This window comes from Streptomyces sp. NPDC046900, from assembly GCF_040644975.1.
Lineage (GTDB): Bacteria > Actinomycetota > Actinomycetes > Streptomycetales > Streptomycetaceae > Streptomyces.
The window spans coordinates 46,368-72,910 of record NZ_JBEYXD010000044.1; the positions used below are offsets into that span (position 1 = coordinate 46,368).

General features: G+C 68.9%; 26 protein-coding genes and 1 pseudogene. 15 read left to right on the forward strand and 12 right to left on the reverse strand.

What is annotated here, in order from left to right:
• Window positions 1-239 precede the first annotated feature (239 nt).
• Together ABZ904_RS32025 and ABZ904_RS32030 are read left to right on the forward strand one after the other, a co-directional pair.
• Window positions 240-551: a hypothetical protein gene (locus tag ABZ904_RS32025; RefSeq protein ID WP_359399182.1), complete on the forward strand. Its 312-nt coding sequence runs from the start codon at window positions 240-242 to the stop codon at window positions 549-551.
• Between the two features lie 127 nt (window positions 552-678).
• Window positions 679-1,176 (forward strand): DUF5949 family protein, encoded by a 498-nt coding sequence (locus ABZ904_RS32030; protein ID WP_361827156.1) that lies wholly within the window; start codon window positions 679-681, stop codon window positions 1,174-1,176.
• 139 nt (window positions 1,177-1,315) lie between these two features.
• Here ABZ904_RS32030 and ABZ904_RS32035 read toward each other — a convergent pair whose 3' ends face one another.
• Window positions 1,316-2,275 (reverse strand): D-2-hydroxyacid dehydrogenase family protein, encoded by a 960-nt coding sequence (locus ABZ904_RS32035; protein ID WP_361827159.1) that lies wholly within the window; start codon window positions 2,273-2,275, stop codon window positions 1,316-1,318.
• Between the two features lie 113 nt (window positions 2,276-2,388).
• The gene (locus ABZ904_RS32040) at window positions 2,389-2,700 is read right to left on the reverse strand and encodes an STAS domain-containing protein (RefSeq protein ID WP_360999683.1); all 312 of its coding nucleotides are present in this window, start codon (window positions 2,698-2,700) and stop codon (window positions 2,389-2,391) included.
• Window positions 2,701-2,911: 211 nt separating this feature from the next.
• Here ABZ904_RS32040 and ABZ904_RS32045 point away from each other — a divergent pair, with 211 nt between their 5' ends.
• On the forward strand, window positions 2,912-3,256 hold the full coding sequence (locus ABZ904_RS32045) for a helix-turn-helix domain-containing protein (protein WP_359399174.1): 345 nt from the start codon (window positions 2,912-2,914) through the stop codon (window positions 3,254-3,256).
• Between the two features lie 212 nt (window positions 3,257-3,468).
• Here the strand turns inward: ABZ904_RS32045 and ABZ904_RS32050 are convergent, their stop codons facing one another.
• Entirely contained in the window at window positions 3,469-4,134 is a 666-nt protein-coding gene (locus ABZ904_RS32050) for a class I SAM-dependent methyltransferase (RefSeq protein WP_361827164.1), read from the reverse strand.
• A gap of 442 nt (window positions 4,135-4,576) precedes the next feature.
• On the opposite strand from ABZ904_RS32050, the gene ABZ904_RS32055 reads away from it, so the two are divergent.
• A complete protein-coding gene (locus ABZ904_RS32055) occupies window positions 4,577-4,867 on the forward strand; it encodes a hypothetical protein (RefSeq protein ID WP_359399170.1) in 291 nt (96 codons plus the stop codon).
• Between the two features lie 162 nt (window positions 4,868-5,029).
• Window positions 5,030-5,344: a hypothetical protein gene (locus ABZ904_RS32060; RefSeq protein ID WP_361827167.1), complete on the forward strand. Its 315-nt coding sequence runs from the start codon at window positions 5,030-5,032 to the stop codon at window positions 5,342-5,344.
• Window positions 5,345-5,441: 97 nt separating this feature from the next.
• Here ABZ904_RS32060 and ABZ904_RS32065 read toward each other — a convergent pair whose 3' ends face one another.
• A complete protein-coding gene (locus tag ABZ904_RS32065) occupies window positions 5,442-5,666 on the reverse strand; it encodes a cold shock domain-containing protein (RefSeq protein WP_359399166.1) in 225 nt (74 codons plus the stop codon).
• Window positions 5,667-5,838: 172 nt separating this feature from the next.
• Between ABZ904_RS32065 and ABZ904_RS32070 the strand changes: the two genes are divergently transcribed.
• Window positions 5,839-6,339: a DNA starvation/stationary phase protection protein gene (locus ABZ904_RS32070; RefSeq protein ID WP_361827171.1), complete on the forward strand. Its 501-nt coding sequence runs from the start codon at window positions 5,839-5,841 to the stop codon at window positions 6,337-6,339.
• A 297-nt stretch (window positions 6,340-6,636) separates the two neighbouring features.
• Here the strand turns inward: ABZ904_RS32070 and ABZ904_RS32075 are convergent, their stop codons facing one another.
• The 3 genes from ABZ904_RS32075 to ABZ904_RS32085 form a co-directional block, all read right to left on the reverse strand.
• Window positions 6,637-7,818, reverse strand: coding sequence for a PP2C family protein-serine/threonine phosphatase (locus ABZ904_RS32075; protein ID WP_361827174.1), 1,182 nt, complete (start codon window positions 7,816-7,818; stop codon window positions 6,637-6,639).
• A gap of 314 nt (window positions 7,819-8,132) precedes the next feature.
• On the reverse strand, window positions 8,133-10,343 hold the full coding sequence (locus ABZ904_RS32080; RefSeq protein ID WP_361827177.1) for a SpoIIE family protein phosphatase: 2,211 nt from the start codon (window positions 10,341-10,343) through the stop codon (window positions 8,133-8,135).
• An 849-nt stretch (window positions 10,344-11,192) separates the two neighbouring features.
• Window positions 11,193-12,101, reverse strand: coding sequence for a helix-turn-helix transcriptional regulator (locus ABZ904_RS32085; protein ID WP_361827180.1), 909 nt, complete (start codon window positions 12,099-12,101; stop codon window positions 11,193-11,195).
• A 189-nt stretch (window positions 12,102-12,290) separates the two neighbouring features.
• Between ABZ904_RS32085 and ABZ904_RS32090 the strand changes: the two genes are divergently transcribed.
• Together ABZ904_RS32090 and ABZ904_RS32095 are read left to right on the forward strand one after the other, a co-directional pair.
• A complete protein-coding gene (locus ABZ904_RS32090; protein ID WP_361827183.1) occupies window positions 12,291-13,052 on the forward strand; it encodes an SDR family NAD(P)-dependent oxidoreductase in 762 nt (253 codons plus the stop codon).
• 309 nt (window positions 13,053-13,361) lie between these two features.
• Window positions 13,362-13,982 (forward strand): TetR/AcrR family transcriptional regulator, encoded by a 621-nt coding sequence (locus ABZ904_RS32095; protein WP_360999703.1) that lies wholly within the window; start codon window positions 13,362-13,364, stop codon window positions 13,980-13,982.
• A 37-nt stretch (window positions 13,983-14,019) separates the two neighbouring features.
• Here ABZ904_RS32095 and ABZ904_RS32100 read toward each other — a convergent pair whose 3' ends face one another.
• Window positions 14,020-14,820, reverse strand: a complete 801-nt coding sequence (locus tag ABZ904_RS32100) for an SDR family NAD(P)-dependent oxidoreductase (protein ID WP_359399153.1) — start codon at window positions 14,818-14,820, stop codon at window positions 14,020-14,022.
• A gap of 319 nt (window positions 14,821-15,139) precedes the next feature.
• Between ABZ904_RS32100 and ABZ904_RS32105 the strand changes: the two genes are divergently transcribed.
• The 3 genes from ABZ904_RS32105 to ABZ904_RS32115 all read left to right on the forward strand — a co-directional run bounded on the left by ABZ904_RS32105 (window position 15,140) and on the right by ABZ904_RS32115 (window position 17,034).
• Window positions 15,140-15,577 (forward strand): GNAT family N-acetyltransferase, encoded by a 438-nt coding sequence (locus tag ABZ904_RS32105; RefSeq protein WP_360999706.1) that lies wholly within the window; start codon window positions 15,140-15,142, stop codon window positions 15,575-15,577.
• Window positions 15,578-16,102: 525 nt separating this feature from the next.
• Entirely contained in the window at window positions 16,103-16,546 is a 444-nt protein-coding gene (locus tag ABZ904_RS32110) for an MscL family protein (RefSeq protein WP_359399149.1), read from the forward strand.
• 290 nt (window positions 16,547-16,836) lie between these two features.
• On the forward strand, window positions 16,837-17,034 hold the full coding sequence (locus ABZ904_RS32115) for a hypothetical protein (protein WP_359399147.1): 198 nt from the start codon (window positions 16,837-16,839) through the stop codon (window positions 17,032-17,034).
• Window positions 17,035-17,082: 48 nt separating this feature from the next.
• Here ABZ904_RS32115 and ABZ904_RS32120 read toward each other — a convergent pair whose 3' ends face one another.
• A complete protein-coding gene (locus tag ABZ904_RS32120) occupies window positions 17,083-17,967 on the reverse strand; it encodes a GNAT family N-acetyltransferase (protein ID WP_359399145.1) in 885 nt (294 codons plus the stop codon).
• Between the two features lie 126 nt (window positions 17,968-18,093).
• Here ABZ904_RS32120 and ABZ904_RS32125 point away from each other — a divergent pair, with 126 nt between their 5' ends.
• A complete protein-coding gene (locus tag ABZ904_RS32125; RefSeq protein WP_361827190.1) occupies window positions 18,094-19,416 on the forward strand; it encodes a substrate-binding domain-containing protein in 1,323 nt (440 codons plus the stop codon).
• Between the two features lie 322 nt (window positions 19,417-19,738).
• Here ABZ904_RS32125 and ABZ904_RS32130 read toward each other — a convergent pair whose 3' ends face one another.
• A complete protein-coding gene (locus ABZ904_RS32130) occupies window positions 19,739-21,715 on the reverse strand; it encodes a hypothetical protein (RefSeq protein WP_361827193.1) in 1,977 nt (658 codons plus the stop codon).
• A gap of 853 nt (window positions 21,716-22,568) precedes the next feature.
• The gene (locus ABZ904_RS32135; protein ID WP_361827196.1) at window positions 22,569-23,459 is read right to left on the reverse strand and encodes a helix-turn-helix transcriptional regulator; all 891 of its coding nucleotides are present in this window, start codon (window positions 23,457-23,459) and stop codon (window positions 22,569-22,571) included.
• A gap of 213 nt (window positions 23,460-23,672) precedes the next feature.
• Here ABZ904_RS32135 and ABZ904_RS32140 point away from each other — a divergent pair, with 213 nt between their 5' ends.
• Window positions 23,673-24,647 carry an aldo/keto reductase gene (locus ABZ904_RS32140; protein ID WP_359399137.1) on the forward strand — a complete coding sequence of 325 codons (975 nt, stop codon included), beginning with the start codon at window positions 23,673-23,675 and terminating at the stop codon, window positions 24,645-24,647.
• Between the two features lie 1,118 nt (window positions 24,648-25,765).
• On the opposite strand, the gene ABZ904_RS32145 is transcribed toward ABZ904_RS32140, so the two are convergent.
• The gene (locus tag ABZ904_RS32145) at window positions 25,766-25,960 is read right to left on the reverse strand and encodes a hypothetical protein (RefSeq protein ID WP_359399135.1); all 195 of its coding nucleotides are present in this window, start codon (window positions 25,958-25,960) and stop codon (window positions 25,766-25,768) included.
• A 176-nt stretch (window positions 25,961-26,136) separates the two neighbouring features.
• Between ABZ904_RS32145 and ABZ904_RS32150 the strand changes: the two genes are divergently transcribed.
• Both ABZ904_RS32150 and ABZ904_RS32155 read left to right on the forward strand, forming a co-directional pair.
• Entirely contained in the window at window positions 26,137-26,355 is a 219-nt protein-coding gene (locus ABZ904_RS32150; protein WP_359399134.1) for a hypothetical protein, read from the forward strand.
• Window positions 26,356-26,450: 95 nt separating this feature from the next.
• A pseudogene (locus tag ABZ904_RS32155) lies at window positions 26,451-26,543 on the forward strand (phosphate transport system regulatory protein PhoU); the annotation flags it as partial.

Sequence of the window (26,543 nt, forward strand, 5' to 3'; positions counted from 1 at the left end):
GCCGGACAGCCGCCGGTCCGCTCGTGAAGAACCCCGACGGCTGTCCGCCGCACCCGCACACTCGCAGCATCCGCACGTCCCTCGGACGCGTACGGCGTCCTACCGTCCGGGGGACGTGCGCCTTTCTTCCGCAGGGGCCGCAGAAATCTTCCGCGAGCGGGGTTTCCGCGGGTCAGGGGGCTCGTTAGCCAGGAAGCACCCCTTCCCCCGGTGACATGGGTCGCCGAAGAAAGGACACCATGAAGTCCCTCAAGGTCGCCGCCGTCCTCGCCGGTTCCCTGGCCGCCACCGGTGTCGCCGCCCCCGCGTTCGCCGCTCCCGCATTCGCCGGGGACACCTCCGACATCACGCCCACCAGCCTGAACGGCGCCCTGAAGGCCATCACCAGCCAGAAGTCACTGGACGTGCGCCCCCTCGCGCACCAGTCGGACGGGCTCGACACCGAGAACAAGGACTCCGTGCTCAGCACCGTGAACAGCACGACGAAGACGCTCAACCAGCAGGGCACTCCCGCCCGGCTGCTGGGCGGGCTTCCTCTCGCGGGCCGGTGACCTCGGCCGCTGCCCGCGACCGTACCGTCACTGCGGATCCCTCGTTCGTGTGGTCGCGGTCGCCTGAATCCCCCGGTCGGGCGAGGAAGCGTCCAGCGGTGCCGTGGCCCGTCGATACGGTTCCGCGGTGACCACAACTCCCAGCGACACGCGCCCCTTCCGTGCCGCCGACCTCGGCACGCTCGTCGTTCTGGCCTGGAGCGGGCAAGCCCCCGACGGGGACATGCCCTACCTCCTGGCCTACTCCCTCGGCGACGGCGCGAACGGCCCCGAAGGCTCAGCGGCCGCCGTGGCGGCCTTGTTGCGCAACAACGGGCTGAACCTTGGCGGGGATGTCGTGGACGGCGCACAGCGCCCCGGCCTGCCCATGACGCTGCTGGCAGAGGCGGGTCAGGCCGTCCTCACCATGCCGTACCTCAACGCCCACTGCTCGGTGCCTCCGGAGTGGTTCGCCGCGGTCCGTACCCGCGGCTTCGCCTACTTCATGTTCGCCACCCTCCCCTGGCCCGAGGCGGCACCCGGCAGGCCCGTCGCACCGGAGCGACTGGCCGCGTTCGCGGGCGCGGTGGAAACGCTGAGCACCGCAGCGCACGTGTTGCTGCCGACGCGCAACCCGCGCGGCTGAGCCAGGGCGCGGTCGGCGCCCCGGCGCTTGCCGTCGCCCGGCGCGCGGAACCCGCAGCCGACCGCGTACGGCACGGTGCGGGCCGACCACGACGGACGCGCCGCGGGGCCGGTGGGACCGGGATACCGGGCCGGCTGGATCAGCCCAGGCGGCGTAGCGGCTCTCCGGCGAGGTACGCCTGGATGTCCTCGACGGCCTGGCCGTAGTACGTCGCATAGTTGGCGCGCGACACATAACCCAGGTGCGGGGTGGCGAGCAGGCGCGGCGCGGTGCGCATCGGGTGGTCGGCCGGAAGCGGTTCCACGTCGAAGACATCGATGCCGGCGCCCGCGATCCGGCCCTCGTGCAGCGCTGTCAGCAGCGCGTCCTGGTCGACGATGGCGGCGCGGGAGGTGTTGATCAGATAGGCGGTCGGCTTCAGCAGCGCGAGTTCGCGAGCGCCGATCAGCCCGCGGGTGCGGTCGCCGAGCGCGAGGTGCACCGAGACGAAGTCGCTGCTCGCGAGCAAGACGTCCATTGAGGAGGCGAGTTCGGCGCCGACCTCGTCCGCGCGCTCCTTGGTGAGGTTCCGGCTCCAGGCGACGACGTCCATGCCGAAGGCGAGCCCGACCTGCGCCACCCGGCTGCCGATCTTCCCGAGGCCGAGCACTCCCAGCCGCCGCCCGTGCAGATCGGCTCCCACGGTGCTCTGCCAAGGCCCGCCGCCGCGCACGGCGTTGGTCTCCTCCACGATGCCGCGTGCGAGCCCGAGCAGCAGGGCCCAGGTCAGTTCGACGGGCGGCGTGGAGGAACTCGCCGTGCCGCACACGGTCACTCCGTGCGCCTCGGCGGCGGCGTAGTCGATGACACTGTTCCGCATCCCTGAGGCGACAAGGAGCTTCAGACGGGGCAGCCGGGCGAGCAGCGAGCCAGGGAACGCGACGCGCTCGCGCAGCGTGACGACGATGTCGAACTCGGCGAGTGCCTCGGCCAAGGTGTCCTCGTCGGCGAAGTGCACGGCGAAGGACACGACGTCGACCTGGTCCTCCAGCGGCGACCAGTCCGCGACGGAGGTCGCGATCTGCTGGAAGTCGTCGAGCACGGCACAGCGAAGTCGCATGTGAGCCCCCTTCTGATCAACGGGGAGACTTTACCCGAGCGTCTGCGGGGCGTGGTCGGGCCGAGAGGTCGGCGAGCGCGTCAGCCTGGTGGGCCCCGGCACCGCCGAAGTGATCACTGCTCGGCGCCGTCAGTGAACAGCGCCAGCGTGTCGGTCAACTCGAGTACGCGATCCACCACGGGACTGGTCGCCCGAAGGACCACTGTCTTGCCGTCCAGCAATGCCACGCGGCGCACGGCGAGCAGGACATTGAGGCCGGAGCAGTCCCAGAAGGAGACCCCCTTGACGTCGAGGTCGATTCCCCGGACGGACCGGCCGAGAGCGTCGAGCAGGGCGCGCCTGAGCGCTTCTTCGTCCTCCCAGTCGATGGCGCCGCGCAGCACCACGACCATCCTGTCGCCCTCGGGACGGGTGGTGAGGGTCATGACGTACGGCAGCTTCGGCGTTGGGGCGGCTTGGCCCTCACCTTGTGGCGATGCCTGCATTCCCGAGGCGTGCTCCGGTATCACGGTCTCTCCCCAGGACACCCGGTCATCCTCCGTCGCGGGGTCTTCCCGCGATCGAACACGTCATTGCTTGCACGAAATATATGTCACGTATTCGACTGCAGCCAAGGGTGAACCTTAAGATTCACCCATGGTTGGAGTGCCGGAACCTCACAGCGGATGGACGTTCGTCACCAACCACGCACGCGTGCTGGCGGCCATCGCTGATGACCCGAACGTCCGCATCCGAGACATCGCTGCTCACTGCAGGCTCACCGAACGCGCCGTTCAGCGGATCATTTCCGATCTTGAGCAGGACGGCTATCTGTCGCACATGCGCGAGGGACGCACGAACACCTACCGCATCGAGCAGGGCAAGGTGCTGCGGCATCCGGCCGAGGCCGGTCTGACCGTGGCGTCCCTGCTCTCCCTGCTGGTCCACGACGAAGCCGACCGTGGTACGACGTCGAGCATGCAGATGGGTGCACAGCAGTAACGCCGGGTGGTGGCGTCGGGGCGGCCCTGGCCGCCGTGGTCCGCAGGGCCCCCGCGCGGACACCGCATCGACGGGTTCCGCTGTGACGGCCCGAGGGGGCCGGTCGCCACTGGATCACGCCCTTGGCGGGATCGCCGAGGGGGATTCGCTCGACCGGCCGGATCTCGGCAGGTGCGGCCGGGAAGGGCTTGAGCGCGTCCCTGGCCTTGATCTCAAGCCCCGGGAAGCTCCGGTCTGCGGACCAGGAAGCTGGCGATCGTCCTCTTCCTCCCTTCGTCGAGCCGCTGCACCAGGTGTGCGGTGACGGCGAGCCCGGCCTGGTCCAGCAGTTCGGCGATCCGGTCCACCGGTAGCAGATAGGACCGGTACGAGACGGGGTGGCCGCCATAGGCATGCGTGGGACGCACCTGCTCGCCGTCCCCCACATGACCGACCAGCAGCAGATGCCCACCGGGCGCCAGGGCGCGATGGAACTCCGCGAACACGACCGGCAGCAACTCCGGCGGCGTGTGGTGAGTCGAGTAGTAGGCCAGGATCCCGCCGAGCACTCCGTCGTCGAGCTCCAGCGCCGTCATCGAACCGACAGAGAACCGCAGGCCCGGATGGGCCTCTCGCGCCAGTTCGATCATCTTCGGCGACACGTCGATCCCGAATGCCGAAACTCCCAGGCCGGCCAGGTGTGCCGTCACCTTGCCGGGGCCGCACCCCAAATCCGCGACCGGGCCGCGGTCATCGGCCCGTACGAGTTCGGCGAACGCGGCCAGCATCGAGCGGGACAAGGGGTCCAGCTCGGCGGGGGTCTTCACACGAGCGGTGTATGCGGCGGCCACGGTGTCGTACGACTCCCGGACCGCAGCGAGGTAGGAGGACTCGGTCACGCGGAGAATCTAGACGGGGGCACCGACAGTGGCCCCGGCGGCGATCCAAGTGGGGAACGTCAGTGCCGAATCCCGTGAATCCCGCAGGGACCCCCGGGTGGGGCAGCTCCGACAACACGTGGGCCATGCGCGTAGAGGTGGCACGCGCAGAACATCCGTCAGTTGTCGAGCGGCAATCTTTCGCCGCTACAACTTCCGTGCCGCCACGGCGCGTTCCCCCCAGGCCCCCGGGAGCGGTGCCCGCGATCTGTCCGTTCCGCTCGCGAAAGGCGTCCTCATGAAGTCCGGCCTGAGAACTCACCGCCCCTCGCGCATCAGCCTGTTGACGGCCACCGCGCTCACCAGCGCGTTGCCAGACGGGAGCGAAGCCGCCGCCGGATCGACGGCTGGCCTTGGACGGGCGTCAACGCACACCCACGTCTTGAGGCGGCACGCTGCCGGGATGCCGAAACGAGAGGACAGCGAGAACGGTCCTGTCACCAGCTTCGGCGTGGGCGGCAGGGTGTTCGACAATGCGCAGCGGGGCGTCCTGTGGACGGCCTGGAGAAGCGGGCTCGTCGCGCTGATCGGGCTGGCCGGGTGCGTCCTTGGCATCGCGTACGCGTCCTGGGGGCTGGCGGTGGTGTCCGGCCTGGTGTTCCTCGTAGCCGCGGTGTGGATGCGCAGTTCGGTGAGAAGCCACCGAGACGCGAGGCGCCTGGAGAGGAGGGCCGGCCGCACGTCCGGCGAATGACACCGAGGAGCGCACGGCGTACGCCCGGGTCGCGAGCAAGGATCCTGCTCAGCGCGAGTGAGTACGCCGACGGGTACGCACCGGACGGCTGGGTACGTCACGATCGTGAACCCGATTCCACACGGAGCCAGGCGGACCCTCGTCTGGCGGAGTCTGGCATTCATGGCTGCCTGGTACGGCCTGCTCGTCGGCGGACTGACCCTGTGGTGGACGCAGCTCCCCACGTCGGTCGCCGGGGGCCGATGCGAGGGGATCGGCTTCGGCTGCGAACTCAACCCTCACGACACCTGGCTCTTCGCCGCATTCGTCCTCGGCGTTCCGGGGCTGGTCGTGGCACTCCTCGTTTCGGTCTACATGCTGTGGCGCGCGGTCGCCCGGTGGGAGCTCGAATGGCCCTGGACCATCGGAACAATCGCTGCGCTCACCGGCTGGTTCGCCGCGTTCGTCCTCGTCTGCTGCCTGATCTCCTCCGAGTGATCGGCATGCCGTCGGTCGACCGGGCAGCACGCATTGGTCAGATGAAGGGGCAGACCTCAGGCGGCTCCATCGACACCCTCACAGCCGGATGCGGATGTCAGGCAGGCCGAGGCACGATGTTCACTGCGCGGTAGTCGTACCCGTCCTGTTCGAAGCCGGGGGCTTCCCAGGTGAGGTCCACCTGCTGTCCGGGCGACAGTGTGCGGAAGCCGGTCATCTGGATGGCGGAGAAGTGGCCGAAGCAGCCGCCGGGCGTCTCGGGTGAGTCGAGCACGCCCCATCCTTCCTCGTCGCTCCACTCGCGGACAGTCGCAGTCACCATGGGTGGAACCCTACGGGCTCTGTCTGCGGCGGCACGTACCCCTCGGATGTCCGCCCGACCGGATCAGGCGCGGTGGCGGCACGGGGAGGCCTACGTAGGGTTGATCGCGTAGATGAACAGGCCTCCTGTTCCAGGAGGGCTGCTGTGTGGTGCTTTCTGAAGGAGACACGCCATGACCGCTTCTCCTGGGGGTTCCCGACGCTCGGAGACCGACGTCACCGGATTCACGGCCTCGCCACAGCTCGCCCGAGCGTTGCAGCAGATCGTGGTGGATCTCGTCGAACTGCATCTCCAGGGGAAACAGGCCCACTGGAACCTGGTCGGCCACAACTTCCGGGATCTGCATCTTCAACTGGACGAGATCGTCGACGACGCCCGGGAGTCGGCCGACACCATCGCCGAACGCATGCGCGCTCTCGGAACCTGGCCGGACGGCCGTTCCGACACCGTGGCCACGACCACCACGCTCCCCCCGTTCCCGGAGGGCGAGCTGAGCGTGAGCGCGGTCGTCGATCTTGTCACCACGCGTGTGCGCGCGACCGTCGACACGTTGCGCACCCACCATGACCAGGTCGACAGCGAGGATCCCTCCACGGCCGACCTGCTGCACGCGATCATCGACTCCCTGGAGAAGTACGCCTGGATGGTCAGCGCGGAGAACCGAATCGTCTGACCGTTCAGTGCGCTGCCGCTGGAAGGGGAGCCGGGGGAGTCGCAGAACACCTGCTTGTCGGCGCACGATCCGATGACAGCCGGACAACTGCCGTCACACGCCTCGGTTCCCCTGCGGTATCGGTGGTCCTCGAGCCTGCCTGAACGGCCGGTGAGCGGGGTGGTGTTGAGGCAGCGAGCGGCGCCGGCCCGCGTGATGACGCTGTTGGTACGGCCGTCAGCACCCGGGCTGTTGCAGCCCCGTCGGTGAGAGGCGACGCCGCCAGACGTCGGAGTGCTGGCCGCCAGCGCTCGTCGGTCAAGTGTTGTCGGGTGTCCGGGTGATGGCCAGCAGCGCCAAGTCATCAGTTCTCTGGCCACCGGTGTGCCGGGACACGTCGGCAAGCAGGGCGTCAAGGAGGGCTTCCGGGCCGGGATGCCGATGCCCCTTGAACCTGCCGACAGGGTCGTAGAAGGTGCCCGTCTCGTCCCGGGCTTCGGTGAGTCCGTCGGTGTAGAGCAGCAGGCTGGCCCCTTCGGGGAACGTCACCGTGTCGACGCACTCGGGATTGGTGCCGAGGGCAGCCAGGCCGAGGGGCAGATTGGGCCGACCGGGCTCGACGTACTGCACTGTGTCTCCCAGGAACAGCAAAGGCGCCGGGTGTCCTCGGTTGACCAACCGGACTTCCTTTCCCCACCGGGGGAATTCCGCCAACACGCCTGTGATGAACCCTTCGAGCTCGGTCGTACTCCCCGACTGCCGGGCCTCGAGAGCGACGGCCCGTTCCAGCCGTTCCACGAGGCCGATCAGGCTGGGTTCCTGCTGGGCTGCCTCTCGGAAAGTCCCGATGCCGACCGCGACCGCCCTGAGGGCTCCCATCCCCTTGCCGCGTACATCGCGGATCACGCAGCGCACGCCGAACGGCGTGTCGACCACCGAGTACAGGTCCCCGCCGATCTGCGCATCCGTTTGAGCAGCCTCGTAGCGTGCGGCGAAGCGCAGCGGACCGATTCTCTCCGGCGGGTGCGGCAGGACGGCACGCTGAACAGCGGCTGCAATGTCGCGTACGGACCGAAGCCGCATCTCCCGGTGGTACAAGAGGCGATTGAGGAAGGCCGCGATCACGGTGACTGTCGCGACCATGCTCAGCTCGCTGAAGGCGATCGCACTCTGGCGATAGCCGAAATTGACGAACATGGCCCAGTCGAGGAATAACGCACTCACCCCGGTGAGGAGGGTGCCGCGCAGGGACAGCAGGGGGGCGACCGCCAGGATCGCAGCCGTGTAGAGGGCCGAAGCGCTGACGGTGGGTGGCGTGCCGAGGTCCATCGACACGGCGAAGAGAAGCAGGACGGCCGGCAGCAGGCGGCCGTGCTCTCCCGCCCACTTCCACACTCCCAGCCTTGCCACGTGCTGCTCCCGACGTCGAGGGGGCTCCTGGCCGGTCAGGCTAACTGTCCGCCCGCCTGCCCGCCCTCTCACCTCACCCGCCTCGCCCACGCCTCGTCCCGCCACGCGGTGGCCGTCACCCAATGGCTCCAAGGGCCCCTTCCCGGTCGTCGTGGAGCGCCCTCGAGCGGACCTCGGGCGGGCCGGAAACCCCTTGTCGAGAGCGGTGAGTCCGTCCTGTAGCGGCGGTTCCCGGGCGGGGCCGTGCCTCTCGCCCGACGTATTCGTCGGTACGCGCTTGCCCGCCGTCGTCCGTCGACGTTGTCGAGCAGTGTGCTCGGCCTGGTCGCATGCCTCCCCTGCCGCTGTCGACTGTTCGGGTGGCAGCGTTGTCGTCGGTGGCGGCAGGCGCGCTGTCCGGACCCTCAGAATTTCTCCGGGCCACGGTGCGACGCGGCGAGAGGGCTGTCGGTCACGGATTGTTCTGCCCAGATGGTCTTGCCGGTGGCGTGGTAACGGGTTCCCCAGCGGTGGGAGCACTGGGCGACGAGGAAGAGCCCGCGTCCGCCTTCGTCGGTGGTGGCGGCCCGGCGGATGTGCGGTGAGGTGCTGCTGGCGTCGCTGACCTCGATGATCAGCATGCGGTCGCGGATGAGCCGGAGGCGGATCGGTGGGGTGCCGTGGCGGATGGCGTTGGTGACCAGTTCGCTGATGATGAGTTCGGTGCTGAAGGCCAGGTCGTCCAGACCCCACTCGTGGACCCGGCGCAGGGCGAGCGAACGGGCGTCGGCGACGGCGGTGGGATCAGGTGGCACGTCCCATGTGAAGACCTGCGCGGCGTCGAGCGTACGGGTGCGGGCGAGAAGCAGCGCCAAGTCGTCCTGGGGCGCCAGGTGAGGGGTCACCGCGTCGACAACTGCTCGACAGATCTCGTCCGGTGAACGGCGGGACCGCGTGATGATCGCGCCGAGCCGCTCCTTCAGCGTGCGGTCCGCATGACAAGCGTGGACGAGGCTTTGGGTGTACAGCACCAGGGCGCTTCCCTCGGCAAGCTCTACTTCGTGGGGTTCGAAGACGGGGTCACCTTGGCCCAGCGGCTGGTTGGACGGCAGTTCGGCGAAGCGGACCTGGTCGGCCGGATCGGCGACGACGGGCGCGGGGTGGCCGGCGCTCGCCATGACGCACCGGCGGGAGACCGGGTCGTAGACCACGTACAGGCACGTGGCACCGACCAGCTTCTCCATGATGGGTGGGGATCCCGCGGTGTGTTCGCGTTCGACCAGACGCGGAACCATGTCGTCGAGCCGGGCCAGCACCTCGTCGGGGGCGAGGTCCAGTTGTGCGAGGGTACGTACGGCGGAGCAGATCTGACCCATGCAGGCGGTGGCCTCGACGCCCGTGCCGGGTATGTCCCCGACGGTCAGGGCCACGCGGGCGCCGGACAGCGGTATCACATCGAACCAGCAGCCGCTCACCCCGGCGTGTGCGCGGGCGGGCCGATAGTGGTGCGCGACGTGGACCGCGCTCTGGTCCGGCACGCTGCGCGGGAGCATGCTCTGCTGGAGGGTGACGGCGGCGTCGCGCTCGCCGGTGTAGCGGCGGGCGTTGTCCACACAGACGGCGGCGCGAGCGACCAACTCCTGTACGAGAACGAGGTCGTCGGGTTCGAAGGAGTCCGGGCGGGCCGCTGTGCGGTACAGATGCGCCACTCCCAGGATCGTGTCCCTGGCGCGCAGGGGCACCACCATGAGGGAATGCGTCCCGTGCATCAGCAGTTTCCGGGTTCTGGGGTCGGGGGAGTTGCGGATCCAGTCGACCTCGGGGTCGATGGCCGACAGCAGCAGGGGCTGCCTGTCGGCGAGGCTCTGGATGTGGGGCGAGCCGACGGGGAAGTCCTGGACCTGTCCGATCTGCCGGAGCCCTTCGGTGATTTCCGGACGGGAGGCCTTGCGCGCCGTGAGACGAAGCGTGACCAGTCCTGGGCCTGAGGGCGGGGACTCCTCGCCCGCCGCCACGCCGTCCAGGAGGTCGATCGACGCGAGGTCGGCGACGCGCGGGACGAGGACATCGGCAAGTTCCTGGGTCGTGCGCGTGACATCGAGTGTCGTTCCGATGCGGGCGGCGGCTTCGTCGAGCAGGGCCAGGCGCTCGCGGGTGCGGTGGCGGTCGGTGATGTCGACGACTGTGTCGGTGACGCCCAGGGTTTGGCCGTCCGGGCCGGTCAGCGCGAACGAGGACGTCTCCCAGACGTGGTCTCTGCCGGGATCGGCGGGTGTGCGGCCGCGGTACACAGAGCCGACGACGGGGAGGCCTGTCTCCAGAACCGTGGCGAGTCGGCTCTCCATCGCGGCCGTGTCCATGTCGGTCAGGACCTCACTGAGCCGGTGGCCGAGGAGCCGGGCGTTGGGAATCCCGTGGATGCGTTCGAGCGCGTGATTCGCCCGTACCACGCGCAGCTCGGTGTCGAACACGGCCACGCCCATCGGCGACTGGATGAACAGTGCGTCCAGGATGGCCTGATCCTCTTCGAACCGCAGCAGCCACTCGCGCAGATCCGCACCACGGCTGTCCGCGGATGCTTCGCCCGGAATCCCCATCCCACTGGTCCCGTCGTTCGGCGTCAGCTGGTTCGGCAAGAAGACGCTGGAACACCTTCTGCAGCCGGAGCGCCCTGGGGGACCTGGCATGTTCGCCAGGAGAGCCATCGCCGGGAGGGCCGAAGCCCTTCCGGGCCCACTCGCTCCGGATCCGCGCTCCCGCAGTTCACGTCACCGGCGGCGCGGTCAGCGGCGTCCCCTTGCACCCAGGGTAATCAGGTCAGGTCCGCCCCCGCGCGGTGACCGCAGCTGCTGCCCTGCCTGCCCTGTCCTCGTGGCTGCTCGCCACCACGTGCACGATGCGGGTGAGCAGCCGATTCCCCGCCGATTCTCCTGTCCCGCCTCCCTACGCCGTCCGCGCTGCCCGGGTTCTTGGCCGGCGACGCCCCGCGACGCGGGCGCGGGCCGCGGGCCGCGCGGGAAGCCAGTCCGTCCGGGGGCCAGCGGCGACAGTGGGCGTACCGCAGCATGGGCCTACGGGCCTACGGGCCTACGGGCCTACGGGGGCCTACGGGGCTACGGGCCTGCGGACCCGCAGACCTGCGGCTGGGCGGGGCCCGCCGGGCTCGCGGCGTCGATCCGTGGCCGGTCGGGAGTGGATGCCTGAGATCACAGGTCGAGGCGGCGCAGCCGCCCTGGGCTGCCTGGCCCTCCGCTCGAGGCCCGCACCGGAACCGGAGGCAGCGGTGCAGTCCACTCCCGGGAACGTGTCCGCACGGCGGTAAGGCTGGTCGCCCCTGCCCGACCTGCCCGCCCCGCCCGGCGGCCTGCTGCCTCTGCGCGACATGGCGTCGGGGGCGGCTCATGGCCAGGGCACCGCGGCGGTCCGCGGATGGCGGAAATGGCGGCGTGGTCGATCTGGCTGCGCCGATGGATGGCCGGTGTTCGTCAGGGTGTCTTCGGGTGCGGGGTGTCTGCCGGCCTGCTGTGTGCTGTGTCGGTGGGTTCGGTGGGTTCGGTGGGTTCGGTGGGTTCGGCGGGTTCGGTGTGTGAGAGTGCGGCGAGGAGTTGCAGTTTCTCGTCGCTGTCGCTGCCCTTGTCGGGGTAGTAGACGACCAGGATGACGTCGTCTACGGGGAGTTTGTCGCGGTGGAGCCGTAGTTCACCGACGACGGGGTGGTTGACGGTGGTGGTGCCTCCGTCGAGGTTGCGGACGTCGTGCCGGGCCCACAGGGTGCGGAACCGCTGGCTGGACAGGGCGAGTTCTCCGACGAGTTCGACGAACCGGGGGTTGTCGGTATCGTCCCCGATGGTCGTGCGAAGGGCGGCGACGAAGCTGGCGGCGGCTTTCGGCCAGTCCTGGTGGAAGGCTTGTTCCTCGGGGTCGAGGAGGAGGGAACGGAGCCGGTTCTCGCCGGGTCGCAGTCGCGGGGAGAGCGCGAGGGCCATCGGGTTGGAGGCCAGGACGTCGAAGGCGCGTCCTTCGACGAACGCGGGGATCTGAAGGTGGGCGAGGAGCTGGTGCACCCGTGCCGGTACGTGCTCGGGTCGCCGGCGGCGCGGCGTCCTCGGGCGGGCTGCCACGAGGCCGAGCAGATACGTCCGCTCGATGTCGTCGAGTTTCAGGACGCGCGCGAGTGATTCGAGGACCTGAGGCGAAGGGTTCTTGTCGCGGCCGCGTTCCAGGCGCAGATAGTAGTCGGGGCTGATTCCGGCGAGCAGCGCGACTTCCTCACGGCGCAGGCCGGGGACGCGGCGGATGCCGCTGGACGGGAGCCCCGCCTGTGCCGGGGAGACCAGCTCACGCCGGGCGCGAAGGTAGCTGCCGAGCCGGTTGTCGGATTCCTCATCCTTCATACCGACACCGTAATGCGGTGCGCGCATTTCAGAGGGGGCCCTGGCAGGACCAGGGAAGACGGGGGCACTGCTACAGCCGGTGGATGCCGTCAAGACTTGCGGCATCACTCTTTGTGAAGGACAGAGTGCATCGCTGAATGCGCCACGAGCCTGAACGTCGTCGGCGCCCTCAACTGAAGGGACGATCTCGTGGATCTCTCCAACCGCACCGTTCTCATCGTCGGCGGGACCTCGGGCATCGGGCGGGAACTGGCCCGCCGGTTCGCCGCGGCGGGCAGCACCGTGGCCGTCGGCGGCCGTAGCCCCAAGGCGCTCTCGGAACTCGCCGGAGAAGGTTTCGGTACATTCGGCATCGACGTCACCGACAGTGTCTCCGTCGCATGTGCCCGTGACGCCGTGCTCGCCCAGTACCCCGACCTGGACACGGTGGTGACCATGTCGGGCGTCATGCTCCTGGAGGACCTGCGCGACTCCGCGCACTTCGAGACGGCACAGACGACGATCGACACCAATCTGGTCGGCACCATCCGGGTGATCGACGCCTTCACCCCGCACCTGATCGAACGCGGCGCCGGCACCTTCATCACCGTGACCTCCGGCATCGCCTTCCTGCCGTTCCCGCCGATGCCCACCTACGCCGCCTCGAAAGCCGCGGTGCACGCCTACTCCGAGGCACTGCGCGTGCAACTCGACGGAACGGGCGTCAGCGTCGTCGAGCTTGTTCCCCCGGCCGTCGCCACAGCAGGACAGGAGAAGGTGAACCCGCACGCACTGCCGCTCGCTGACTTCGCCGCCGAGGTCATGCAGTTGCTCTCACAGGACCCCACCCCCGACGAGATCCTGGTCGAGCGGGTCCTCATGCACCGCTGGGCTGAGCGCGACGGCACCTACGACGACCTCGTCGCACAGCGTTCCCAGGCCCTGGCCATGCTCCCCGGCCGCCAAGGCTGACCACGCGCTCATCCTCTGGGCGGGGTCGAGCGTCGACTCCTCGACGCCTACGGCATTACTGGCAAGCCCGAGGATCTCGACCCCAACAGCGACCTGGCCGGCGAGTGGGCGGCGACCTGGGGGGATTGCTGAGTGCTCTGAACCGTCAGCGCTCATCTACGTTGGTTCGGGCCCAACTTCTGTGGTGCGGCCACTCTGAGTTACGCCGGCGGGGCGCCGCACGTTTCGCCCGGTCTTCCCCGTCCAGCGCTCCGATCGCGGCTCCGCGGTCCCGAAATCCGCGCATCAGCGCCCCGTATGCTCCTGACCATGAGCACTGCACATCCTGCCCGCAAGCGCGACGGCGCCGCGACACGCGAGGCGATTCTCGCCGCCGCGGTCGTGGAGTTCACCGAGCACGGATATGCCGGGGCCGGGGTGCGGCAGATCGCCGAGCGGGCGGGTGTGACGGCGATGATGATCAACCGCTACTTCGGCTCGAAGGAGGGCCTGTTCGCGCAGGCCGTCGATCGTGCCTTCGCACCGCCGACCGTCGTCGGCGACGAACGCACCGGTCTGTCGGGCGCCATCGCCCACACGCTCGCCGAGCGCACCGCGTTCGGCGCCGAGCGGCTCGACCCGTTTCTCCTGTTGCTGCGCTCGGCACCGGATCCGGAGGCGGCGGACATCGTCCGGCAGGGTGTGGAAACCCATGTGGGCGCCCGTCTCGCGGGGTTGCTCGACGGATCGGACGCCGACGTCCGCGCGCAGCTCGCCCTGGCACTGGTCGCCGGAACGTGGCTGCTGCGCAGCGTCGTCGGTACCACCCCGCTCGTCACGGCCGACGAGGGCCGCCTCGCCGCCCTCCTCGCCGACATGCTCGAACCGGTCATCCGCGAGGCGGGTGGCACTTCTGGGCCCGGAACCGGTCTCGACGGCACCGACGGGTAGCCGTCAGTCGCCGGCACGCGGGATGGCCGGTGTTGGCTCAGAAGGCGGAGCGGATGAGTCCGCCGTCGACGCGGATGGTGGCTCCGCTGACGTACTGGGCGTAGTCGCTGCAGAGGTAGGCGACGGCTGCGGCGATCTCATCGGGTTCGCCGAAGCGTTCCTGGTCGTTGGGGATGAGGGCCTGGACGGCGTTGGGCTGGATCTCGTCCCAGGTCCGGCCCCAGCCGCGGGCGGGCCCGATGCTGGTGACGAGGTCCTTGGTGGCTTCGACGAGGATCGCTCCGGGGGAGACGATGTTCGATGTGACGCCGGTGCCCTTGAGGTCGCGGGCGAGGGAGACGGCGAGGTTGTGCCGGGCCGCCAGGGTGGCGTTGTACTGGGGGTGGGTGTTCATCGGCTGGGAGGCGAGTCCGCCGCCGATGGTGACGACACGGCCCCAGCCGCGTTCACGCATGGCGGGGACCAAGTGCTGGATCATGCGGACGCCTGAGACGACGTTGACGTTGTAGGTGTCGCGCCACTCCTCGGGGGTGGCTTCGGCCCAGGACAGGTGCCGGTAGAAGCCGGCGTTGTTGACGAGGATGTCGACGGGGCCGTCCGCGGTGGCGGCCCGGGCGACATCGGCGGCGGCACGGTCGTCGGCGAGGTCACCGACGACCGTGACGGCCGTGCCACCGGCCTCGCGGATCTCCCGCGCGACCTTCTCCGTGCGGTCCTTGTCCCGGCCGTGGACCACGATCGCGGCCCCCTCGGCCGCCAGCAGCTTCGCAGTGGCCTCGCCGAGCCCCGCGCTCGAACCTGTGACGAGCGCGCGCTTACCGGTCAGGTTGAGATTCATCTCGTATTTCCCTCTCATGGACCCGCTTCGCACGCCGCACCCTGCGGTGATGCGAAGCCTCTCTCCCGTAAGTATACAGCTGTAGACTTCTTGCGGAGCGGGGCAACCGGGGTTGGCGCCGCCACGCTCGTGGGAATCGACCCCTGACCGGCAAGTCTGGTCAGGGGTCGATCTTGTTCGGTTCTCCCCACCACCGCGGGTCCCCCTGGTTCAGCCCTCGATCTGCGCGCTTGTGGCACGACTGAGTGACCTTGATCATGACGTGGGCGCTGGCTCCGAGAGCGCCGCCGCTGTGTCTGGCGACGGATAGGCTCCCGGCATGGACGTGCGTGTAGAGATCACCCGGGCAGCGACTCAGGAACTTGTCGATGCTTTCAGCCGACTTCTGCCGCAGCTCTCATCGACGGCCAAGCCCCTCGACTTCGAGACGGTCGACCGGATGGTGACGTGTGATGCCAACACCGTGCTCATCGCTCGGACGTCCGAGGCGATCGTCGGCACCCTGACCCTGGTGCTGTTGCCCTTGCCATCTGGTGTGAGGGGCCGCATTGAAGATGTGGTCGTTGACAGTGCTGCGCGAGGCCGGGGAGTCGCTGGACTCCTCACTCGGGAAGCCTTGCGAATCGCGGAGACGGCAGGTGCTCGGACTGTGGACCTCACCTCCAGGCCGGATCGTGCGGCGGCCAACAGGCTGTATGAGCGTCTCGGTTTCCAAGCCAGGCAGTCGACGGTCTACCGCTTCCCCATCGACGGGTAGAGGGCGTCGGCTGCATGCCAGCGGATTTTTATGGTCCGGTGAAGAATCGGCATGAGGGAGCCCTGGAGCACCCGTGTTGGAAGACGCCGTATGCGGATCGCGGCTGACCAATTGATTGCCGCGTTACTAGGAGTTCGATCCGGCGGTACTTGCGTACCTGTCCATCGACGTTTCGCCGGTTCCGGACGGCGCGATGTCGGCCGCTCGCATCAGCCTCACCGCACACTCGCTGATGAGTCAGCCGTGGATGTCAGCCGCACCCCGACTGGCCGGGGCTTCCGGCCAGGAACCATAGAGGTCCACGCTGACATCGGGAGCCTCGGTTCTCCCGTCCGCGACACCACATCCACCTCTGTCCCGGCCGGCCGGTTGTGATCATTCGTCCAATTGGCGTGCCGGTCGCCGGTGAATTTCTGCGGCCGAGGGAAGAGTGCCTCCTGCGTCCGTGCCGTAACGCTCAAGGCATGCCGAAGAATGTAGCGTGCTGCCCTGCCCCGCTCGGGGGCCTATCGCGAGGAGCCGGGAATGCTCAAGGGTTTCAAGAACTTCCTGATGCGCGGCGATGTCATCGTCGTAGCCGTAGGCCTCATTGTCGCATTGGCTTTCAGCACCTTGATCAAGGCATTCACCGATTTTGTCATTAATCCCATCATTGCGCGTGCTCAGGGCAGCCGTTCAGTCGGACTGGGATGGCAACTCGGCAAAGCGGGCAACAAGACCACGTACCTCGATATCGGTTCTTTCATCTCGGCAGTCATCTACTTCATCATCTTCATGGCCGTCGTCTACTTCCTCATCGTCGTACCGTACAAGCATTATTCGGCGCGGCGCGGTGCGGTGGTCTTCGGAGAGCCGGGGCCCGTCAAGACATGCCCGGCCTGTCTGTCCGAGGACCTGCCGGCCGCTGCCACCAAGTGTCGTCACTGCGGCACCGAGCAGCCGCGGGCGACCGGAACGCCACGCCCCTGATCGGACGGGAAGACCACGACTGATTCCCTGTGCGGTCACAACCTGGAGTACCGGTTTGGAGACGCCGTACGCGGTTGCTTCCTCAGTTGCGACGTTGCTGACCTGTGAGGAGCGGCTGCCGGCACCTCTGGTTCCCCGTGGGTTCCCGCTCATCGCCGCCCGGTCGGGCATGCGACGGGCAGGCGTGCCAAGGTGTGGGGACGGTCGAGTCATACGTGGCGTGGGCGAAGCACGTACGGGTCCTCGTCGAGTCCCTCACGGGTCCTGACTCAGATTCTCTGCGTTGGCACGTGCTCGACTTCCTCAGAGCCGGTGAGCACGGCCTCGCTGTCGAGACGCTTGCTGACTGGATCGGGGACCTCGAAGACCCCACGCTCGTATCGTCTGACGACCGCGCACGCGTGCTCGCCCTGGCCTCTGACTTTCCTGAAGATACACAGGCTCGCGTCAGGGGCGCTGTGGCTGGGTCGCTGGTGGATGACGCGTGAGGTCGGTGGCACGGTGGGCCAGGAGCCTGCCGTGGCCCTGAGGCGGTGTCAGTCCTTCGTGGTGCCGTCCCCGAACTCGTATGTCGCGAAGTCCGCCACCGGACGGTAACCGAGCCGCTGGTAGAGGCCGTTGCTCGTGGGGTTGGCGAGGTCGGTGAAGAGCAGGACCTCCTTGGCGCCCGAGTCGAGCGCGGCCTGGCTGACCGCGGCGGTGGCGCCCCCTGCGTAGCCGCGGCCGCGCAGCGGGGCGGGGGTGTAGACGGTGGCGACGCGGACCTGCTCGGCGACCTCGGGCGGGGCACTCGCCATGGAGACAGGGGTGCCGTCGGGGGTCTCCCACAGCACGATCCCGCCGTGGGCGAGCCGGCTCTCGGCCCATCGCTCGGGGTCGTGCCGGGTCTCCGCGCCTATGTCCCTGCAGAACTCGTCGTACCACCGGGCGATCAGCTTGCGGTCGTCCGTCCTGGCGGCTCGGGCGCACCCGGGTGGCGCGGGATCAGGTGGGGTGAGGGTGCCGAGACGGTAGAGGCGCTGCCTCATCCCGAGCCGGGCCGTGGCCCTGGTGCGTCGCTCCCAGGCGGCCGCGAACTCGGCGGTCGCCTCCGCCGGACCGAAGACCGACGGGACTGCTCTCCCGTCCTGGACGAGCCGTACCGCCAGCGCGTCAACTGCCCCGTCGGGGAGAGCGGTGAGCTGGAGCTGGAACGGGGGCGTGCGCATGACGGTGGCGCGCACCGTGCCGTCACCGCCCACGAGCCGACCGAAGTACGGCGCGTCCTCGCCGTACGCGGTGTTCCCGTTCGTACGCACCATGTCGGTGACCGTCAGCTGGACGGTGTGCAGCGCGGGCTCGGACCAGAGGAAAGCCCCGGCTCGGTCGAGGAACTCCTCCACGTCCTGCGTGAAGTGCCAGTCGGTTGCGTCTGAGGCCATACGGCACGATCTCGCGAACACGGCGCCTTCGCACACGAGTTACGTGGCAGACGTTGTCCGAAGCGGCCCTGGTGTCCAGCAGCCGGGGAAGTGGCGGACTCCGTGCGCGCGGTGGTAGGTCGCGGGATGCCGCTCGGGATGGCCTTGCTCGGTCACCTCGCCGGCGGCGTGGTTCTCCGCTCCCTCACCAGCGGCACGGGTCGGGCGGATTCGGTCGCCGACCATGCCAACTTCGCGGCACACCGTCAGTTCAGCACCTGGATGAGCAAGCAGTACCCGTCGCTGTGGGACGACTACTGCCGTCGCGCGGGCCGCAGCACCCCGTGCGGGGCGACCTCGAACTACCCGATCGTGCCGGGCAGCGGCTTCGTCAGCCTGGCGGGCTCGAACGGTGTCTCCGGCTATGTGGCGCAGGCCGGCAACGTGGGCACCATCACGTACGTCGAGTACTCGTACGCGGTCTACACCACCGGCTTCCCGGTGGCCAAGGTGCTCAACAAGGCCGGGTACTACGTCGAGCCGACCGCGTCGAAGGTGGTGGTCGCGCTGCTGAAGGCGCGGATCAACGAGGACAGCTCCTCGCCCGACTATCTGACGCAGATCCTCGACGACGTCTACAACAACACAGACCCGCGCGCCTATCCGCTCTCCAGCTACCGCTACATGATCATCCCGACCGCGCTGGAGCTGAACTTCAACAACCAGAAGGGCAAGACTCTCGGCGCCTTCGCGTACTACTTCCTCTGCCAGGGGCAGCAGCACGTGGACACCCTGGGCTACTCGCCGCTGCCCATCAACCTCGTGCAGGCGGGTCTGAATCAGGTCCGCAGGATTCCCGGCGTCGACGTCCAGAGCATCGACATCAAGAGCTGCCACAACCCCACCTTCTCCACCGATGGCACCAACACGCTTCTCGAGACGGCCCCTTACCCGTCCGCCTGCGACCGAGTGGGGAGCTCTCCGTGCGACGGAACCGGCCCCGGCGGCATGACGCAGTCGATCACGACGACCCTCGAGCCCGGGGCGCTGGTGATCTCCATCGCGGGCAGCCCGCACGTCGAGTTGCCCAGTCCGGTGCTCGACTCGTCGGGCGAGTTCCTCCACACCTCGGGGCAGATGACCCCGGTCACCGTCAGCGACACCCGTCCCGGCAACATCGGCTGGACGGCTTCCGGCCAGGTCGGCGACTTCACCGGCCCGGCCGGAAGCATCATCGACGGGAGCAGCCTGACCTGGGCCCCCGCGATCGTCGACCGCGGCGACGTCCAGTCCGTCACGGCAGGCGCCCTGGTCGTACCCGGCGACGGCCGCGGGCTCAAGGACGCCCGGACGCTGGCCACCGGCATCGGCCCCGGCGTCGCGGATGTCGGGACCGGGCTCGACCTCGACGCCCCGACCTCAACGCTGCCCGGTACGTATACCGCGGTCCTGACGCTGACCGTCATCTGATCCGAATCCGCAAGAGAGCTGACGGCCGGTCGCTCAGCCGAGACGGCGGCCGTCAACGCGGCGGGAGGGCGCGGCCGAGGCCCCTGTCGTCAAATTGCCGCGGGGCCCGCTCTGAGGGCGGGCCCCAGGGCGTCTGGCGCGGTGCAGCGCAAGGCGGAGAGCCGTCCTCGTAGTGGGGGTGAGTGGTCGGTTACACCCCGCGCCTGGAGCCCGTCCCCGTGGGGAGATGCTCCCGCGCCGGCGGCGCCTGGATCGCGTGTTCGCCATAACTGCGACGGCCCGGACTCGCCGCTGCCCCACACCGCGAAGGGCGCACGTTCTCTCAGTGGACGGTGACGGATGCGGTGGTGGCCGATCCGTTCGTCCAGCCGTAGCGGTGGGCGGTGACCTTGACGGTGATCTTCTGGCCCTTGTCGGCCTTCACCAGCACGTAGGTGGACTTGGTGGCACCGGTGATGGTCTTGCCGTTGCGTTTCCAGGAATAGGTGTAGGAGGTGGCGGTCGGCGACCAGGTGCCGTGGGCGGTCGTGAGCTTGTAACCGACCTTGGCGGTGCCGCTGATGGAGGGCGCCTTGGTGGCCTTCAGGGAAGGGCCGATGGCGACCGTGACGGCGGGGGAGGCGGAGTTGACCGAACCAGCGCCGTTACTGACCGTGACCTTGCACGAGACCTTGTGGGTGTAGTCGTCCGAGGTCAGGGTGTGGGTCTTGCTGGTGGCGCCGGAGATGACCTTGCCATCGCGCAGCCAGGACCACGCGACGGTGGTGTTGTAGCCGCTCCAGCCTGCGGAGCACGTGAGTTTGGAACCTGTGCGGGCGGTCCCGCTCATGGTCGCCTTCGAGGTGATCTGCGGCTTGGTCAGCAGGGTTTGCGACCGGCTCCACACCTGGGAGGTGTAGCGGTCGGAGGAACCGGGGGCGTAGACGGCCGTCCGTCCCAGCACGGTGGCCCGGCCGTCCGGTCCTGCCGCCACTTCGCCCGTCAGGGCGTCCATGTCGGGGACGTCGGCGACCGGTGTGGCGTTGAGTGCGGTGGCCTTGGTCCATGTGCCTTCGGCCCGGACGGCCCACTCCAGGTAATGGTCGTTGCCGTTGTCGATGCCGGGTGTCTGCGGCCACACGACCTGTACGGTTCCGTCCGCGCCGATGGACGCGTCCACCTGCCAGTTGACGTAGCCGGTGGAGAGCGTCTTCGGCGCGGACCAGGTGCCCGTGCTCGCGCTTCGGGTGACGGCCTGGACGATGGGCATGCCGGCGCTGCCGGCCCAGCCCGCCCACACGTAGGTGACGTCACCGTTGGGGGCGGTAAGTGGGCCGCTGTCGTCGTTGTCCTGAAGGATCGGCACGGCGGTCTGGACGGCACCCCAGCTGCCGGTCGGGGAGGGCCTGCTGAGGGACTTCAGCGTCTCGACCCCGTTGGTGGCGCTCTGCCACAGCACCGTGGTCGCGCCCTTGGCGGACATCGACACCTGTACATCGGTGGACTTGGCGTCCGCGCCCGGCAGAGCGACCGGGCTGCTCCAGTCTCCGCCGGGAGTGGCCCGGGTCACGATGGAATCGACATTGGAGTCACTGGTCCTGTCCCAGGCGTCCCAGACCGTCGTGGCCGCTCCGTCGGGAGCCACCGCGAGCGAGAACTGCTCGATGAAGCCGTTGGAGAATGAGCCCAGACGGTGCGGCGCCGACCAGGCCGTCGCGCCGGGGGCGAGCGTGGCGGTCATCGCCTCGTAGTTCCAGCCTCCGTCGCCCTGGACCCAGACGGCGGTGACGGTGCCGTCTGCCGCAGCGGCCATCTGGGGCATCGACAGGTCCAGCCCGGCGTAGGCGGTGAGCGTGATCGGATCCGACCACTTGCCCGTCGCCGGGTCCCAGCCGGCCGAGACGGCGGCCAGCGAGCCGTCGTTGTAGTTGCCGGTCCTCCAGGCTGCCTCGGCGTGCCCATCGGCGGTCACAGTCAGCACGGCCGGGGCGGGCGCGTCGTTACTGGCGAACAGAGAGTGGGGAGCGGACCATGTGTCGCTGCCCGCAGGCCTGACCGCGGCCTGGATGTCCCACGTAGTAGCGCCAGCAGCCTTGTTGCGCCACAGGGCGAACGCCGTGCCGTTCCCGGCCACCTTGACGTCGATCAGGCTCTGCCGGCCGTCGGTGCCGGTCAGACCGACTGCGGAGCCAAATGGGCCGGCCGACGCGGTGTATCCGGCGGCGGTGGCGGGCAGAGCGGCGCCCATCGCGAGTGCGACCGCCGTTGCTGCTGCGCAAGCGGCAACGGTGGCGCGCGGTCTCGGTATCTTCAGTGCCACTGCGGCTCCTGTCTCGGACGGGCATGCCTCTCACGCCCGACATTGCGTCTGAACCTTGGCGTGGGGGCCTGTTGTCGAGCGGAACCACGTCCGGTCAATGCCTGGCGCTGGAGCACTACGTGGCCGCCCCCGCCACCCCACGCCGCCGCAGTGCCCCCTCCGTTGGACGCGTTGACGACGATACCCAGCGGGGGCTCAGCACTTCCGGCTCCCGGCAGTCTAGGGTGATCAAATTTTCACTCGCCATCCGGACATCGGTATGAGGCCGGAGCATCGCCCGTGGACAGTTCAACAGCGCATAACTCAAGTGGGACGGTTGCCGGTCCCGGCGCCGATCACTCCGTACGCCCCCCGCACCCGCCACTCACCCAGCTCTCATTCCGTGGAGTGGGCATGGTCCCTGGCGCTGGGCGCGACGCCGCGCGGACGCCTGGTGCCCCCCTCAGCTCAGGTTGCCTCGCCTGGGCGCGGCCTGTGGCCGGCGGCGTGCACGAGCTGGAAGCCAGTAGCTTGGATCAGTTCTTCTGGAAGTGGGATACGGCTACTCGACGTGGGGACCTGGGGCTGGTTGCAGCTTCGACCTGCGAAGATGCCGTGGCCACCTATCAGCGTCTGTCAGCGCTGGTCGGCCCAGGGACAGCCAGGCCGTGGACGTGGCCGGGGCCGCACGTCTGCTCAACTGCCGTACCGCGGCTCGCCGTCCGCCATGGTCTAAAGGCCAAGCAGAAAATCCTACGGGCCGCGTACACGAGGTCCTCTGGGCAGGATTCGGACCCGAGAGCAAGCAGTCGGGCACTGTGCAATATCGCCGACGTCCGTAGGTGTGCGGCTTCGTTGCCCTCGGAGAGGGCCGTCAGGCCCAGCCGGTGTTCTGGTCGGCGGAATCCGGGGTCTGTTGGTTACCGAGCATGTCGAGAAGAACCATGGCGTCGTGGTCGGGGCTTGCGACGTCGGCGTAGTAGGCGACGAGGCGGTGGCCGGGGGTGCCATCCATTTGCATGGACTGGTAGCCCAAGGTGAGGTCGCCGACCTGGGGGTGGTGGAAGTGCTTGGTGCCGGGGCGATGCGGGCGGACGTCGTATCGCTCCCACAAGCGGGCGAAGTCCGGGCTCTTCAGAAGGAGCTCGCCGACGAGCTGGGCGAGGTCGGGGGCGTCGGGGTCGGTGCCGGCCAGGGCCCTCAGGCGTGCGACGCAGCCGCGGATCCGGGTCTCCCACTCCGGGAACAGGTCGCGGGCGTGGGGGTGCAGGAAGTAGTAGCGGGCGAGGTTGCGCTGCTTGACTGGCCAGCTCTCGATGCCCGCGTACAGATGCAGGCCGCCCGGGTTGGCGGCGAGTATGTCCAAGGTGCGGCTGAGGACATAGGCGGGGCTGGGCCGCAGGTTCTCCAGTAGGAGTGCGACGCCGGACCGTACCGTGCGGCTGGGAGCGGTGGGTGGTTCGGTGGCGTTGCGGGCCGCTCGTGCGGCCAGCAGGCGCAAGTGATCGTGTTCGTCCTCCTGCAGGCGCAGTGCGCGCGCGAGTGAGTCGACCACGGCGGCGCTGGGACGGGTCTCCTTGCCGCGTTCCAGGCGTGTGTAGTAGTCGATGCTGACCCCGGCAAGGGTGGCGAGCTCTTCGCGACGCAGCCCAGGCGTGCGGCGAAGTCCTGGCCCGGTGGGAAGGCCGACCTGCTCGGGGGTGACCTGGGTGCGGCGGGCACGCAGGAACCCCGCCAGGTCGTTGCTGTGCTGGTCAGGGCTCATTCAGAAAGTGTGCCAAACCGGTGCCCCCGACGCGTCGGCGTTGGGGGGCCGTATCGCTCCCTGGCACGCCGCTCCCCGGCACTGTGCGGCCTGCCGCGTCCCGTACGCGGAGGCGAGTGTGGAGGGGCCGCGAGGAAGACCGTCGATCCCGTGGCCTCCCGTTCACGGGCTGTGATCCGGCAGCCCACCGATCCGCACGAAGGCAGACACAGCATGCGCAACACCACCCTGGGCACCAACGGACCCGAGGTCGGCGCCATCGGCCTGGGCGCCATGGGGATGAGCTTCGCCTACGACATGGCCACCCAGCGTGACGAGGCCACCTCCGTCTCCGTCATCCACCAGGCCCTCGACCTGGGCGTGACGCTGATCGACACCGCCGATGTCTACGGCCCGTACACCAACGAGGAGCTCGTCGGCCGGGCCCTGGCCGGCCGGCGCGACCGGGCCGTGATCGCCACCAAGGTCGGCATGGAGTGCATCGACCCCACCGGCGGGCCCGGCGGCTCCCCGCTGGTCAAGCCGAACGGCCGGCCCGAGCACGTCCGCACCGCCATCGACGCCAGCCTGCGCCGGCTGGGCACCGACCACATCGAGCTCTATCAGCTGCACCGCGTGGACCCCGAGGTCCCGATCGAGGAGACCTGGGGCGCTCTGGCCGAGGCCGTCGAGGCCGGCAAGGCCCTCCATCTGGGCCTGTCCGAGGTCGGCGTCGAGCAGATCCAGCGCGCCCAGGCCGTGCACCCGGTCACCACGGTGCAGTCCGAGTTCTCGCTGTGGACCCGCGACGTCCAGGACGAGGTCCTGCCCTACTGCAAGGACCACGGCATCGGCCTCCTGCCGTACTCACCCCTGGGCCGTGGCTTCCTCATCGGCCGCTTCAATTCCTTCGACGAACTGCCGCAGAACGACCAACGGCGGCGCCTGCCGCGCTTCCAGCGGGACAACCTGCGGGCCAACCTCGACATCGCCGCCAAGGTCCGTGAGGTCGCCGACCGGATCGGCGCCACCCCCGCCCAGGTCGCCCTCGCCTGGCTGACCGCCCAGGGGCCGCACGTGGTCCCCATCCCCGGCACCAAGACCCCGAAGTACCTCACCGACAACGCCGGCGGCTCAGACCTCCGGCTCTCCGCCGCCGACCTCGCCGACCTCGACGCCATCCAGGCCCCGGTCGGCGCCCGCTACTGACCCACCCCCACCATCCACCCCGCGGCCGGCCCGGAGCGATGAGGCCCACGTGGAGAATTCGGATGTCAGTGAGGCCGGAGCACGCGGCACTATCAGAGGTGCCGCCCGGGAGCCGTTGCCGTCAAAGCCCCGGACCGATCAGGTCCGGGGCGTTTCCGCTGTTCAAGCTATGGGCCCCCGGCAGGATTCGAACCTGCGACACCCGCCTTAGCAGCGAGGTTGGGCCATCACTGGCGCGACCAGCGGTTTCCTACCTTGCAGCGAGTCGGGCGCCGCGTACCCCTGCCCACCCCGATTCCCCGTGAGTCCCCGCCTGATCTGGCACGGATGTGGCACGATCGCTCGTCGTCCCGAAGCAACTGGATGGCACTCGAGCTGACGCTCCTGTGGTCTATCGAGGCTAGCGATGTCAGGGGTCAGCTCGATGGTGGCGGTGTCCTCCCGGCACGCTGAGGTCGGCCGCGCTGCGCACCGCGTCTGCGATCTTGGCAGCGCGCGTCCTCCGACCGAGCCACCGGGACAGATTGGTCTCTTGGATCGCGAAAGCTGTGTAGCTCCTCCTGCCGTGGGTTTCAATGGTGAGGCCGTTGTACCCCGGGGTAACGCTGCGAACTGACGTCGGGCGCCGGCGCAGTGCCAGAGAGCAGGCGGGACTGAGGTCGGCGAAGCGGCTTTGGGTTGGAGTTTGACTGATCCAGCCAAGCGCCGCCTTGTAGGACGCCGTATGCGGATGGCGGCTGACCTAGCAATTCCCTGACCTGGGTCGGAGCGCGATCGGCGCCGTTGTTCCCCGTGAGTCTCCGCCGCGTCCCGCCGGACCCGGCACGCAACGGGCACGCAGGGCACAGCCGACCTTCTGCTTTTCAGGCGTGTTGATCGTGCGCCAGGATCATGATCCGGCCCGACAACGACGGACGTCGACCCCCGTGAAATACCGCTGCGTACGCTGACGTTCGTTGTCGTTGCCGTCAGACTGCCGTCAGACTGCCGTCAGACTGCCGTCAGGGGCCGATGGCCAGGGATGGTGTGGGGCACGGGCATCTTTTGATCCGTAGCTCTCGCCGGATCGGTCAGCAACGGTCATACAGGCCGCTTCATGCGGCTGGGCGAGGGTGGCCTCAGATGCGGTCTTCCGCAGCCGTGCGGCGGTGATCATCGGCGATTTGCGCTGCTTGAGCTTCCGCCACGATTCCGCTGTCGAGACCGCAGGTGCATCGCACCACTGCCTGCCCGGTGGGTTCGTTCTCGACCCATCCTCCCCGGTGCGTCGTGTTCCGGGTCATGCCGTGCACGACCGTCGCGTGTTCCACCATGCATCCATGCTCGCCACCGAGGCGCGCAGCCTGCCAACGCCATGTCCGCCGAATGGGTCCGAACCGCAGCACCGTCGGCCGCCCCGGCATCGAGAAGGTGGCCGCGAGCCACGGTGGTGGATCCGTCGTTATCTGAGAGACCCCCACCACTGCAACTACCGAGAGGGGTGGCGGCGATGGCCATTGAGCGCGTACTCGTCCGTCTCCTGCTGTTGTTCGGAGACCAGATCGAGATCGTCGCCGTTGCGCCGCCAGGAGAGCGCGCCAAGCTGGAGCATTACCCGGCCGCGGAGATCGCCGACGCCCTCGGTGTCCGGGTGCGTGATCTGCCGGGCGTGCGGCTGACCGCCGAAGTCGGCGAGGACAGCCGGCTCTCCGGCTGGCGGTTCGCCTGACTGACACAGACGATGACGCCGCCTGTACGCCGGGTGTGCGAGTCTGACAATGAACAGGCGCGAGCGGAGTCAGACGAGGGGCGCGGAGGCGCACGATGCGGGAGACGTATCACGGGGAGCTGGCGTCCATCGGGGATGGCCTGGTGGAGATGGCACGACTGGCCGGCTCGGCGATGAGCCGGGCCACC